Origin of the sequence: Treponema pectinovorum (assembly GCF_900497595.1) — a bacterium.
In the GTDB taxonomy this organism is placed as follows: Bacteria; Spirochaetota; Spirochaetia; order Treponematales; family Treponemataceae; genus Treponema_D; species Treponema_D pectinovorum.
Genome location: NZ_UFQO01000002.1, coordinates 460786 through 473767 on the forward strand (window position 1 = coordinate 460786; position 12982 = coordinate 473767).

Consider the following 12982-nt stretch of genomic DNA (forward strand, 5'->3'; position numbering starts at 1 on the left):
ATCTGTCTTACATTTTTTTTACGAGGATAGCGATGATTGATTATGCAGAAGGAAGTGGAAAACAATACCACACAGGTGTTTCTCCCAGCGAGATTGGAAAATATGTTATTTTGCCTGGCGACCCAAAACGGTGCAAAAAAATTGCCGAATATTTTGATGAAGCAAAACTCGTTAGTGACGTGCGCGAATACACAACCTACACAGGCACTTTGGAAGGTGTAAAAGTGAGCGTAACTTCGACAGGTATTGGAGGTCCTTCTGCTGCCATTGCGATTGAAGAACTTGCAAAATCCGGGGCGCACACTTTTATACGGACAGGAACCTGTGGTGGAATGCAGGAAAATGTTTTGAGTGGCGATATTGTGATTGCAACAGGCGCAGTTCGCATGGAAGGCACAAGCCGCGAATACGCACCCATCGAATATCCTGCTGTTCCTTCGCTGGACTGCGTGAATGCACTTGTAAAAGCGGCACAATCAAAAAAAATTGCACATCATGTTGGCGTAGTTCAGTGCAAGGATTCGTTTTTTGGTCAGCATGAACCAGAAGTTATGCCAGTCAGCTACGAACTCCAAAATAAATGGCAGGCTTGGCTTAGAATGGGTTGCCTCGCTTCAGAAATGGAAAGTGCGGCTCTTTTTATTGCAGGCAGTTTTTTAAAAGTTAGAGTTGGCTCCTGTTTTTTGGTAGTTGCAAATCAGGAAAGGGCAAAAAAAGATTTGCCAAATCCTCAAGTTCACGACACAGAACTTTCAATCGCGGTTGCGGTAGAAGCGCTAAGGCTTTTGATTCAAGAAGATTTAAAAAATGGCAGAGCGGATAGATAGCCTTCATCTTCCAGATTACAGGATAATTCAAGACGATAAAACTTTTTGCTACGGAATAGATGCCGTTTTGCTCAGCAATTTTGTTTTAAAAAATACGTCGTTCAATCTTTCTTCGCCCAATGAGAATCTCCAACGTACTGACGAGGGGGAATCCAATTTTTCAACCACAAAAATTTTTGATTTAGGAACAGGCAACGCAATAATTCCAATTTTGATTGCTGCGCAAAGTATTGCGCCTCTAAAAATTACAGGTCTTGAGTATCAAAAAAAAATTTGGGATATGGCAAACCGCTCTGTTCAATTAAATAATTTTTCGCCAGAAACATGCATACAAATCGTCCATGGCGATATAAAAAATATTCCAAATCTATTAAAAAAAAGCCTTGCAGATATAGTTGTTTCAAATCCGCCGTACGTAAAATCTTCTTGTGCTAGACAAAGTTCCAATACAGAAAAAATGATTGCACGCCAAGAAATTTTTTGCACGCTGGACGATGTTATTTTGGGTGCGGCGCATCTTTTAAAAGAAAACGGCAAATTTTTTATGATTCATCGGCCACAGCGTTTGCAGGAAATTTTTGATTCGCTCAAAAAAAATGGATTTGATGATGTGCAATATCAATTCGTTTGTCCATTTAAAGAACACAAGCCAACTATGGTTTTGGTATGTGCAACTTTTATCGACAAAAAAATTTATAAGATCACGAAAACTCAACTTCCGCCGCTCGTAGTCTACGAGAAAAAAAATTCCAGAGTAGAATATACTGACGAAGTTAGAAAAATATATTTTCCATGAGTAAAAGTGTAAATAAATTGATTTATTTTTATACTGGGCGGCTTTTTGCTCCACTTTGTTCCGCAAAAATCGGGCTATTCGGGGTTCCGCTAACGCTCCATTGGCGACGCCAACGCTTTGCGCCCCTACTATCCCTGCCGCTGTGGGCTCGCAGGCGAGATGCGGGGCTACAAGTAGACCCTGCCGCACACGGATGTGCGGACACAATCATTGCCGACAGTTTTGTAAAAAACTGTCTGTTCAAGAAAATCACGGACGATTTTCTTGAACCTTATCCCTGCCGCTGGAAGCTCGCAGGCGGGTAGCGAGGCTACAAATAGGCCTTATCGTACCAATCGCAAGCGATTTATAATTAACCTAGATAACCAATTATATGTACACAAATTAAAAAGTAAATAACTTAAAGTTATTTTTATTAAAATTCTAAAAATAAACTTAACAAATGTTATATGATATAAACATCAAGTGTAGCAGTGCTTTATTTAAAAATGTTTGTACTTTTTTTATTACGTTTTTAAACTAAAAAGCAGTCTCTACGAATTTTTTTGTGATTTTAATTTGCAATCTTAATCGAGGAGGTCTGTTGTGAACGAAATTTTAAAAACTATTACCGTTGAACAACTAGAAGCGTTGATTGGGGTTTTTAATGAAAGTTCAGATTCTTTTAGTTATGCGTTAGATTTAGACGCTGATTCTCTTTTCGTAAGCGACGCTGCCCTTAAGATTTTCGATTTTCCTTCAAATAAATTTTCAAATGCAAAGGAAATTTTAAGTCATTTTGTTTATCGCGATGACTTTAATATGTTTGCTACTTCATTAAACGATATTTTTTCTGGAAAAAGAACTGCAATCAATGTGCGCTTCCGTGCACTTAACAGAACAAGTTATCCAGTTTGGTTAAATATTAAAGGTTCTGTAATATTTTGTACAAAAGAAGCAAGAAAATTTCTTGTTGGGGTTACAAATCTCGTTGAATGTCCAGAAGAAAACGACCCTCTTACAAATCTCCCGACCGAAACTAATTTTAGAAAAAATTTCGAGGAGCAATGGAATCGTGCCCAAAAAACAAGTGGATTCTTATTAAAAATTGATATTGACAATATGGGCTCTCTAAACGAGCAATACGGCATGCTTGCAGGAGATTTTGTTGTCACCTTAATTGCAGACTGTGTAAAACGTGCTGCAAGAGGCATTGCAGATGTTTATAAATTAAATGGCGATGAATTTTTGTGTGTTAATCTTTCTCACTATTCGGCTTTGGATGCACAAAAAATATATCAAAATTTAAAAATGGGAATCGCAGCAACAGAACAAAAAATCGACTATGAGGTTGTTTTTACAGTAAGCGCTGGTGCGGTTACATTTTTTAATGACCCTTCTCCACTAGATGAGCTTTTAAAAAAAGTAAATCACACTGTAAAAGAGGCAAAACATAAGGGACGCAACAACCTTACAATGTTTAATGCTGGCGAATATTCAAAGCATTTGAGGGATTTAAATTTTCAAGAAAAATTCCGTAATTCTATAAAAAACAATTTTGAAGGTTTCCAACTTTTTTATCAGCCTGTCGTTGATGCCAAAAATATGTATTTGGATTCTGCAAACTCTGTTACAAATGTCATTGGGGCAGAAGCCTTGTTGCGTTTTAGTTGCCCAGAATTTGGAATGATTACTCCAGACGAGTTTATTCCTGTTTTGGAAAATAGCGGTTTGATAATTCCTGTTGGTAGATGGATTTTGATGACTGGCTTTAAACAATGCAAAGAATGGAATAAAGTTCAAAAAGATTTCCATTTAAGCATAAATCTTTCTTATGTGCAGGTAAAAAAGAGCGACATCCTTTCCGATGTTCAAATGGCCTTAGATGCTTCTGGAGTAAAACCTCAAAATATAACCCTTGAACTTACAGAAAGCGGTTACATGGACAGTGCAGCCGAATTGCAAAATTTGGTAGAAAGTTTTAGAGCATTGGGCTTAAACATTGATATAGACGATTTTGGAACAGGATATTCAAATCTTCGTTATTTGCAGTATTTAAATGCAAACACTTTAAAGCTTGACTATTCTTTTGTTCATAAAGCTACAGGTGGAGATAAAGGCGATAAAACTGTAATAAAGCACATAACCCACATGGCACACGAACTCAATATGAAAGTCTGCATGGAAGGTGTTGAATCCGAAGAAGATCTTGAAAAACTTAACGGCTTTGAACCAGATAAATTCCAAGGCTACTTCTTTGGTAGACCTTGCAATCCAGTTGTGTTCAGGGAACATCACCTTAGAGAAGATTCCAAAAAAGATTCTTATAGCCTTTGATATTTTTGGTTTTTGTAAATCTATCTGAATTTTAGATATAGTGTTTTAAATCAACATGCTCAATTTGCTTTGTCTTTACTGCAACAACGTAACTTCCAAATATTGCAGAAATTGCGTCAAAGGCGGCTGCAAAACTTGCAAAAACAGGAGCTGCTGGTCTTAATAAAAGGTACCCTGCTTCAAAACCACGGCTGTACATCGTGCACAATACTGTGAGCGCTATAAAAGTGCCTCCTGTAGGAAGAGCACCCAGAACAAAGCTCAACGAAAAAGTCATAAAGAATATCCAAAGCACGTCAAACGCTGTAAATCCTAAACTTGAGTAAGAACGCAAAATCATTACAAAACAGATTGAAGTAACGAGAGCGGTTCCTCCGCGTGCAAAAATTGAAAAAAGCGGAATAGTCGTGTCTGCCGATTGTGAATGAATTCCAAGACTTTCTCTTGAATGCCTTAAATTTACAAGCAGTGCAAGGTTTGAGTCGGCAGAAAAAAATGCAGTTAAAATCGGTGTTATGCTTGCGTATACCAGATGCATTGGATGTAAATCGTTGCACAAAAATCTTACGGTAAGTGGATAAATCACAACAAAGACTAAAATAAAATCTACAAACAGCATTATAAAAAGTGGGGTGTAAATTCCTGCACTAAATATCGCTCTTGCTGTTATCATCCAATAAGATGAAATTGCAATCATTCCAACGCATAACCATTCTATAAAAAACGACATCACGGTGTAGCAGAGTTTTGCTGCGGATTCAAAAAAAGTTATAACTGGTTTTGAAGAAGTCTGGTCGCTTGCCGCTCCTGCTCCAGCAAATCCTGCAAAAACAAAAGCTGGCAGTAAAAATGCGCCGTTTTTGAGGGCTTCAAAGCTAGAATATGGAAAAATCTGCATTAAAAATGCGCGTAACCCTATTGAAGGCAGTTCTGTAATTTTTTCGCCAGTGATTGGAATCCTTGGGAGCCTTACCAAAAGAATTGAAATTAAACCTAAAAATGCAAGTCCCAAAGTCCCTGCTATTATTATTCCGCCAGTCCAAATTGCAGTCTTTTTTAAAAGTTTTGAACTACGAAGTTTAAAGATTGCACAAGTTACGCTAAAAAAAAGTAAAGGCAAAAGCGTATAACGTCCAAATCTGATTGAAAATTCACTTAGAACTGCAATTATCGAAGATACAGTGGGATTATTTACAGGTAACACAAAAGCGCTGAGTATTCCTAAGAATATTCCAAGAACGTATTTTATCCAAAGTTTCATAACGAACTAAGTATATCTCAATTGGCTTCCCTTTGCCATATATAATGGTGGATGATATAATCGCCCTTATGGAAAAAACAATTTTGATTGCTGGTAAGGACTTTCCCGATGGCAGAGATTTATCTTCTGCTGCAATTCTACATGGAGAAAATGTTGTCATCTCCTGTGCTCCAAACAATGAACAAAAATCGCAAGACGGCACTGTTCTTTTTGAATGGAATAGAGGTTCTGCGCTTTCTGCTCGCTCTTTTGTCCTTTCCGCAGTAAATCAAACTGGACTTTTTGATACGGCAATGCTCATATTTGATGAACCTCATTATGCACCAAAATTTGCAAATCTTTCTCCGAGCGAGAGTAGCCGTGCAAATGATGAACTTATGCTGTCGCATCAATTTTTGACAAGCGAGATAATTTCCAGATTTTCTCAAAAGAAATTTTCCAGCGACGATTCAAATACAGAAAAAACTAAAAGCAAAATCATCTTTATCTATAAAAAAAATCCAAGCGAATGCGATGCAATAAAAAATCCTTCAATAAGGCAAAGCGGTCTTTCTAAATCGCTGGTTGCCTCTTGTGCTGCATTTTTTAAAACCTTTGCAGAAAATACCGCGGCTTCTTTAGCTCAGACAGAGGAGATTATTCCCATTTTGATAGAATGCTCAGAAAATGATGAATTTGCAAAAAAAGATGGAGCACTTATGTCCTGGCTTTTTGAATATGCGAGCCAGATTGACGTTCTAAAAAAAGGTTTGACATCTAAGCAAAAAGTTTCTTGGATAAAAGCAGGTACAAAATCTCCTGGTGGATTTTCAATTTTTAGATAAAGCAAAGCGGGTGAATTATGAGAGATTTTTACATTTCCTGTCTTATAAAAATATTTTTTGCATTTATAGTTGGCTTTGTTCTTGGCGTTGAAAGAAAATTTCGACAGCAAGCCGTCGGAATGAGAACCCTAATATTGATATGCGAATCTACAACTTTGCTTTCTATCCTTTCGGACTGGATTTCGATTCAAATGGGAAGTGCCGATACTGCCAGAATTGCGGCAGGCGTCATAAGCGGAATCGGTTTTTTAGGTGCTGGCGTGATAATGAAGACCGGCCTTAATATCAAAGGGCTCACTTCGGCTGCAATAATTTGGACAGATGCGACAATAGGTTTGTGCATTGGGGAAGGGCTTTATTTGCCTTCGTTTGCAGTTTTAGTTGTTTCGATAATTTCTTTGATAAGCCTTGAAAAAATAGAAGAGCGATGGTTTCCTGCAAGGCGGACTAAATCCTTGCACTTAACTTTTAAAACCGACTCTCTGGATATGACGAGCCTTAAAAAACTGATTCAAGATAAGGGATTTTTAGTTACAGATGTGAATATGAACCAGATAAAAGAGCAGAATTTGACTGTTGTTCACTATTCCGTAAAAGCTCCAGAAATGAGCGATTATACAGATTTTCTTTGTTCGCTTAATAGCGTTGCCGAATTGAGTGAATTTAAAATCACTGATTAAAATCTTGTTTCATCGAATTTCTCATCCTTATAAAATTTACACACTGCAATTTCTCAATGAGCACATCTTTCAATTTCCTAATGAGCTCATTCTTCAATTCCGCAATGTGCAATTTCCCCATGTGCATAATTGAGCATTTTAGTTTAATCGGCTAAAATATTCCGTTATGCAATTTGATAACCCGTTAATTGTTCAAAGCGACCGCACTCTTTTGCTTGATGTGCATGCTCCGCGTGCCCAGGAATGTCGCAATGCGCTAATTCCATTTGCAGAACTTGAGCGTTCGCCTGAACATTTGCACACATATAGATTGACGGCTCTTTCTCTTTGGAATGCTTCTGGCGCAGGTTTTACTCCTGAAAAAGCGATTAGCATTTTGAAGGAATTTGCACGCTACGATGTTCCTCAATCGGTTGAAGTTTGGATTAAAGAAACGGCAGGCAAGTTTGGAAAGTTGCGTCTTGTTCAAGGGCCAAAAGTTAAAATTCAGTCTGAATTGAATGTAGCCGAGGATGCTGATGAAAAATCTGATGGAAAATGTAAAATCGAAAGCGAAGAATTAAAATCAAAAAAAACGAACGATGAAAAAAATCTTTACGAAGAATACTTATATCTTGTTACAGAAAACTCTCTCGTCTATCGCGAAATAGGAGCGAGTTACGTTGGCAAAAAATTCTTAACTCCGTGCATTTATGACGAAAGCGCGCAAAACCTTGCTGAAAATTGCGTAAAAGTGAGCGAAGCAGAAAAGAAAAACTGTTTTATGCTAAATCTTACCGACAGAGGAACTGTAAAGCAGGAACTTTTGCGTTTGGGCTGGCCTGTAAAAGATGATATTCCGCTTAGGGAAGGCGAATTTTTACAAGTAAATTTGAGAGAGAATACAAAATCTGGCAAACCTTTCAATGTCCGCACATATCAAAAAGAAGCTGCGCAGGCTTTGGTTGGCGATAAAGGAGCTGGCACAGGTTTTGGAACGATTGTTCTGCCTTGTGGAGCTGGAAAAACGATTGTTGGTATGTGCGTTATGGATTTGCTTAAGACGAGTACGCTCATCATCACGACAAATATATCTGCGGTTCACCAGTGGATTAGCGAACTTTTGGATAAGACGGATTTAACTCAAGATTTAATTGCCGAATACTCTGGCGAAAACAAAACTATAAAACCTGTAACTGTGGCAACTTATCAAATACTCACTTGGCGACCATACAAAGAAGGTCCTTATCCTCATTTTTCTATTTTTAGAGAAAGAAATTGGGGACTCATAATTTATGACGAAGTCCACATGCTTCCAGCGCCCGTATTCAGAGTAACTGCGGAAATTCAGGCAATACGCCGTGTTGGACTTACTGCAACTTTGGTTAGAGAAGACGGTTTGGAAGGCAGCGTATTCAGTTTGGTGGGACCTAAACGCTATGATGTTCCGTGGAAGGATTTAGAATCTTCTGGCTGGATTGCAAGTGCCGAATGCATAGAAATTCGCCTTGATTTGAGCGAAGAAAAAGAACTTGAATATGCGGTTTGCGAGCCTAGAAAAAAGCACCGAATTGCAAGCGAAAATCCTAAAAAATTAAAAATTGTCGAAACTCTGGTGAAAGAAAATCCGGAAGATAAAATCCTGATAATCGGGCAATACCTTGAGCAGCTCAACGAAATTTCGAAGATGCTAGCTTGTCCTATAATTACAGGAAAAACGCCAACAGAAGAACGCGATAAGATATATTCTGATTTTAGAAATGGAACGATAAGGATTTTGGTTGTTTCAAAGGTTGCAAATTTTGCAATCGATTTGCCAGATGCGAGCATGGCGATTCAGGTGAGTGGCACTTTTGGAAGCAGGCAGGAAGAAGCTCAGCGATTGGGTAGGATTTTGCGTCCAAAAGAAAGAAAAAGCAGATTTTTTACACTGATAACGCGCAACACCGTCGAAGAAGATTTTGGCTCTAATCGTCAAAAATTTTTGGCAGAACAGGGTTATGCGTATAGAGTTGTTAGAAACAGCGATTCAAATGAACTTGCATTAAACTAAACGATGAAATGTAAAAGTTTGCGTTGCAAACTCAGCATGAAACGAATTTATATTGGAGATTGTTATGATAAATGTAGATCCTAAAGTTCAAAGGATAATCGATTGGCGCGAAAGTTTTATAACTTTGCCAGATAATCATTTTTTTGAGCTTATAAGAATGTATCTTGGAGAAATTCATTCTCCTTTTAATAAACAAAAATTGGTTGAACAACTCGGAGCGTTTTTGCGAAAAGAAGAAAATCGAAAAACGATTGTAAATCTTTTAAGCGAAAGCGACATACTTATTTTGGCGGCTGTTCATTATATTAAAGAAGCAAATGCAGAAAAACTCGCTCAGTTTTTTTCTGGAACAATAAACTTTGCAAAACTTTACGAAAGGCTTTTAAATCTCGAAGAGCGCCTCTTAATTTATCGCCACGGCGACAAAAATATGCGAAAAACAATAATCAGTTTAAATCCAATGCTGGAAGATGAAGTTTTGCCACTTTTGAGCAAGAAGATTTTGCTTCCGCTTCCAGTATTAGAAAGCAGAAATGAGATTAAATCTTTTTCTCTTACGCCAGAAAAACTTGCAGCCTTTGTAAATTTTGTCGCAATAAATCCCACTTTGAGCAAGTCGGATGGAAATTTAAAAAAGAAAGATGCGGAAAAAATTGAAGAAATTTTTGGTACAAATGCTGTAACGTTCTTTCAAACTCTTTTGCGTTCGTTTATAAATCTTTCGCTTGTAAAAGAAAATTCAAATTCATTAAAAGTAGACTTTTTGAGACTTTTAGGATTTTCGACCCTAGAAAGCGACATTCAATACGCGTATCTTTGCGTATCTTCAGTTGGTATATTGAGTCGCTCACTTCTTGTAGCTAGAGCAAAACTTTTGTTGGAAACCATTGCATCGATTCCTGCGACAGGCTTTACAAAAATGAGCGTTTTAAGAACAGCGTTTCTCTTGTATCAAAATTCAACACTAAGCGATTCTTATCCTTCAATTTCTGGTGGAAGATTTTCTGCAATACTTGCTCGTTCGCAAGATTTGTCTTTTGCAAAAAATACTTTCGAAAACACGCAAGAAATAGATTCTCAAAATTCTTCAAAGGAAGAAAATCCCTGTGCCATTATGGAAAGCCTGCTTAACTGTGCGGTTGAATTTGGACTTTTGGAAGAATATGGAACGGACGAAAATGGCGAAAAAGTCTATGTAAAAGGTTCAGCACTCTTATATAAAAAGCAAAAATCAAACGAAGCACAAAAAGTTCTGAATATAGACGCTGGTTTTAACGTAACGGTTTTTCCGGGGCTTTGTTTTGAAGAACTCGTTCCATTGATGAATTTTATGGATTTAAAACAGTTTGATACTGCAGCCGTTTTTGAAATAACAAGAAAATCGGTGATGAGGGCGTTTGACTTAGGCACAAAGGTCGAAGAAATTTATTCGCTGTTGCAAAAATATTGTGCGTATTCTATTCCCGAAAATTTAAAGATAAGCCTCGAAGATTGGAGCAATTCATATTCTTCAGCAAATTTGTACAAAGGATATATTTTACAAGTTGATGAAAAAGCTTCCGTAATTGTGCAGAATAATCCAACGATTGCGCCGCGAATTTTTAAAACGATTTCTCCGGGAACTTTTCTCTTAGATATTCAAACTGATGAAGAAGCAGATTCTCTTATAAAAGAAAGCGGACTGGATTTTATAGGCAGCATTCAGACAGCAAAAAAACAAGTTACTGGTTCTGTTTTTCCAAGTTTTGAAGTTAGTAAGTCGGTTGGAAGCGCGCTTTTGGGCGGCGGCACAGCGCAACTTTCAAGTTCTGCCTTGGAAACTGATGGCGAAGAATCCTATGGAATTCCTACAACGGATGAACAGCGAAAACAACATTTTGACATGCTTCGCGGACTTTTAGAGAAGATGGCTATAACTCCAGAGCAGCGCGAGGGACTTTTGCTACGCATAAACCGCAAGATAATATTGACTGCGCAACAATTAAATGCGGACAGCGTAAAACTTGAACAGATAGAAGCGAATGGCATGGACTATCAGGGCAAGGTTCATGTTGCAGAAAGTGCAATAACTCAAAATATGATGCTGGAAATTGAATACGAAGAAAAAACTGCAAAGGGTGGCGTAACGGTAATAGTTGGAACTCCGCTCAGCGTAGATAAAAATCAAATAGATAGCACCGTAAAAATGATTGTCGAGCCAGAACACGAAGAAAAATCATTTTCGTTAGGACAAGCACGAAACGTTAAGCGAATCCGCGGTTCTGTTTTGAGGTAGTGGGAAATATGGTATCAGGAATTTTAATAGAAGGCCTTATATACGGAATAATGGTTTTGGGTGTTTTTATGACATTCAGAATTTTAAATTTCTGCGATATGACGGTGGATGGCTCTTTTCCAATGGGCGCTTGTATTTTGGCAGCCTGTGTAACAAGCAGCATTCATCCTGCTGTAGCACTGGTATTGGCTTTTTTTGGCGGGATTTGTGCTGGAGCGGTTACAACTTTGGTCTATACAAAATTAAAAGTGCCAGATTTGCTTGCAGGAATTCTTGTTATGACAATGCTCTATTCAATAAATCTTCGCATAATGTCTAATCACGCAAATATTTCGCTCCTGCGTTCTTCGACAATTTTTAAAAGCCTTGCAACTTTATTTCCGTTTGCCGGTGAATGGTCGGCAGTAATTTTTATGGCGATATTCACCGCAATAATCACCGTTCTTTTAAATCTTTTTTTTATAACGGATTTTGGTCTTACGATGGGAGCTTTGGGTTCAAATCCGCAGATGGTAATAAGCCAAGGTGTAGACCCTCGCAGCGTGCGCGCAGTTGGAATCTGTTTTGGAGATGGTCTTGCAGCTTTGAGCGGAGCGATGTTTGCTATGTATCAGGGATTTGCGGATGTTAGCAGTGGAACTGGAGTTGTAGTTTCTGGATTGGCGTCTTTGATGCTTGGCGAGTTTCTAATCCGTTCAAATAAAATAGGATGGCAGACATTCCGTGTAATTTTGGGTTCAATTTTGTACAGAGCGCTGATGTATTTTGCAAGGCGATACGGAAGTGCGATTGGACTTGGTCCAAACGATTTAAAACTTATAACAGGTTTATTGATAATATTGTGTTTGATAATTTCCAAAAAAAATGTGGTTGCATGGTTAAAAGAGCATCTTACGACACAGCGATGAAAAAAGCGATTTTTATATTTGCACTTGTTTTTGGAACATTGCTATTTTCCTGCGCAACGAATTCAACGGAAAATTCTGCCGCTGGAAAAAGTGGACAAAATGTAGAAACCGCTTATTGTTCAAAAGAAGAACTTGCTGCAAGGCAAAGTGCGGTTAAACTTTTAGAAAATGCAGACGAGTGGTTTTTTCAATATCCAAGTGGAACGGAAAACAGAGGAATGCTTTCTGCTCACTTAGCCAAAGAGCATAATTATAAATCGAAATATCTTTCACTATTTACAAGCCCAAAAGATGCACAAGGAAACACGATTGAATATATGCGTTTTTCTCTCGACGCAAGCGACAAAGGAAAATCAAAAAACGGCTCTTCCGTGCGTGCAGAACTTAGAAATATGCGCGAATGGAAATTAGTTGGCAAAGCAAGTCTTCAATACAAATTTTTTGTAAAGAGCACAAACCTCAAAACAGCAAGATTTACAGTCGGGCAATTTTTGCAACAATGCACACAAAAAGATTCTCCACTTTGCAGGATAGAAGCAGATTGCGGAGAATTAAAAGCTGTAGTCGTAAATTATTTGAGCGACGGAAAAACGAAAGCAGACAGCAAAACTTGGAAATACGATTTGGGCAAAATCGAGCAGGGCGAAGAAATCCAAATAAAAATCGACCTAGACGGAAAAACTTTGCAAATTTACCGCGACAACGAAAAAAAAGTTGAACACATCTTTGCGGCCGGCGTAAGTGCCACTCAAAAAAACTATTTTAAGGCTGGAATTTACTATCAAAATAAGGACTCGCCAAAGATATTCACAGAAGTTTTTATGCGAGATTTAAAAGTTCAAACTTCATTATAAGGGCGTTGCGGCACAACTTGTGTTGTGTCGCCGTGCTTTGCGGTGCTCCGGCTTAAAGCCTGCGACCAAACGCAAATGCGTTTGTTTTCGCTAGCGCTCACACCTCCAATCACTAACGCGTTAGCGCCTTAACGCCTGCTGGTTAATACTGTTTAAAACATTGCGTTTGCATCTTAAATGTAATATATTTTAATCGTAAAAAGGTAAAA

10 protein-coding genes are annotated in these 12982 nt (G+C 38.0%); 9 read left to right on the top strand and 1 reads right to left on the bottom strand.

Annotation, left to right across the window (positions count from 1 at the left end; translation table 11 throughout):
• Positions 1–32: 32 nt before the first annotated feature.
• The 3 genes from udp (at position 33) to FXX65_RS04460 (ending at position 3939) form a co-directional block, all read left to right on the top strand.
• The gene (udp, locus tag FXX65_RS04450) at positions 33–827 is read left to right on the top strand and encodes a uridine phosphorylase (RefSeq protein WP_187116215.1); all 795 of its coding nucleotides are present in this window, start codon (positions 33–35) and stop codon (positions 825–827) included.
• On the top strand, positions 808–1623 hold the full coding sequence (locus tag FXX65_RS04455; protein ID WP_147615269.1) for a tRNA1(Val) (adenine(37)-N6)-methyltransferase: 816 nt from the start codon (positions 808–810) through the stop codon (positions 1621–1623). Before udp ends, FXX65_RS04455 begins: the two co-directional genes overlap by 20 nt.
• 585 nt (positions 1624–2208) lie before the next feature.
• Complete coding sequence (locus tag FXX65_RS04460) at positions 2209–3939, top strand: putative bifunctional diguanylate cyclase/phosphodiesterase (RefSeq protein ID WP_147615270.1); 1731 nt, start codon at positions 2209–2211, stop codon at positions 3937–3939.
• 31 nt (positions 3940–3970) lie between these two features.
• On the opposite strand, the gene FXX65_RS04465 is transcribed toward FXX65_RS04460, so the two are convergent.
• Positions 3971–5200, bottom strand: coding sequence for a dicarboxylate/amino acid:cation symporter (locus FXX65_RS04465; RefSeq protein ID WP_147615271.1), 1230 nt, complete (start codon positions 5198–5200; stop codon positions 3971–3973).
• A 68-nt stretch (positions 5201–5268) separates the two neighbouring features.
• Between FXX65_RS04465 and FXX65_RS04470 the strand changes: the two genes are divergently transcribed.
• The 6 genes from FXX65_RS04470 to FXX65_RS04495 all read left to right on the top strand — a co-directional run bounded on the left by FXX65_RS04470 (position 5269) and on the right by FXX65_RS04495 (position 12773).
• A complete protein-coding gene (locus FXX65_RS04470) occupies positions 5269–6024 on the top strand; it encodes a hypothetical protein (RefSeq protein ID WP_147615272.1) in 756 nt (251 codons plus the stop codon).
• A gap of 17 nt (positions 6025–6041) precedes the next feature.
• Positions 6042–6704 carry an MgtC/SapB family protein gene (locus FXX65_RS04475; RefSeq protein ID WP_147615273.1) on the top strand — a complete coding sequence of 221 codons (663 nt, stop codon included), beginning with the start codon at positions 6042–6044 and terminating at the stop codon, positions 6702–6704.
• Positions 6705–6870: 166 nt separating this feature from the next.
• The gene (locus tag FXX65_RS04480; RefSeq protein ID WP_147615274.1) at positions 6871–8736 is read left to right on the top strand and encodes a DNA repair helicase XPB; all 1866 of its coding nucleotides are present in this window, start codon (positions 6871–6873) and stop codon (positions 8734–8736) included.
• A gap of 64 nt (positions 8737–8800) precedes the next feature.
• Complete coding sequence (locus FXX65_RS04485; protein ID WP_147615275.1) at positions 8801–11011, top strand: helicase-associated domain-containing protein; 2211 nt, start codon at positions 8801–8803, stop codon at positions 11009–11011.
• Between the two features lie 8 nt (positions 11012–11019).
• Positions 11020–11919, top strand: coding sequence for an ABC transporter permease (locus tag FXX65_RS04490; protein ID WP_147615276.1), 900 nt, complete (start codon positions 11020–11022; stop codon positions 11917–11919).
• Positions 11886–12773: a polysaccharide lyase family 7 protein gene (locus FXX65_RS04495; RefSeq protein WP_147615277.1), complete on the top strand. Its 888-nt coding sequence runs from the start codon at positions 11886–11888 to the stop codon at positions 12771–12773. The genes FXX65_RS04490 and FXX65_RS04495 overlap by 34 nt, the downstream gene beginning before the upstream one ends.
• Positions 12774–12982: the final 209 nt, after the last annotated feature.

What these genes read in the sequence shown, in the direction of transcription:
- udp (WP_187116215.1), top strand. Translation starts at nt 33, where the DNA reads ATGATTGATTATGCAGAAGGAAGTGGAAAACAATACCACACAGGTGTT.
- FXX65_RS04455 (WP_147615269.1), top strand. Translation starts at nt 808, where the DNA reads ATGGCAGAGCGGATAGATAGCCTTCATCTTCCAGATTACAGGATAATT.
- FXX65_RS04465 (WP_147615271.1), bottom strand. Translation starts at nt 5,200, where the DNA reads ATGAAACTTTGGATAAAATACGTTCTTGGAATATTCTTAGGAATACTC.
- FXX65_RS04470 (WP_147615272.1), top strand. Translation starts at nt 5,269, where the DNA reads ATGGAAAAAACAATTTTGATTGCTGGTAAGGACTTTCCCGATGGCAGA.
- FXX65_RS04475 (WP_147615273.1), top strand. Translation starts at nt 6,042, where the DNA reads ATGAGAGATTTTTACATTTCCTGTCTTATAAAAATATTTTTTGCATTT.
- FXX65_RS04480 (WP_147615274.1), top strand. Translation starts at nt 6,871, where the DNA reads ATGCAATTTGATAACCCGTTAATTGTTCAAAGCGACCGCACTCTTTTG.
- FXX65_RS04485 (WP_147615275.1), top strand. Translation starts at nt 8,801, where the DNA reads ATGATAAATGTAGATCCTAAAGTTCAAAGGATAATCGATTGGCGCGAA.
- FXX65_RS04490 (WP_147615276.1), top strand. Translation starts at nt 11,020, where the DNA reads ATGGTATCAGGAATTTTAATAGAAGGCCTTATATACGGAATAATGGTT.
- FXX65_RS04495 (WP_147615277.1), top strand. Translation starts at nt 11,886, where the DNA reads ATGGTTAAAAGAGCATCTTACGACACAGCGATGAAAAAAGCGATTTTT.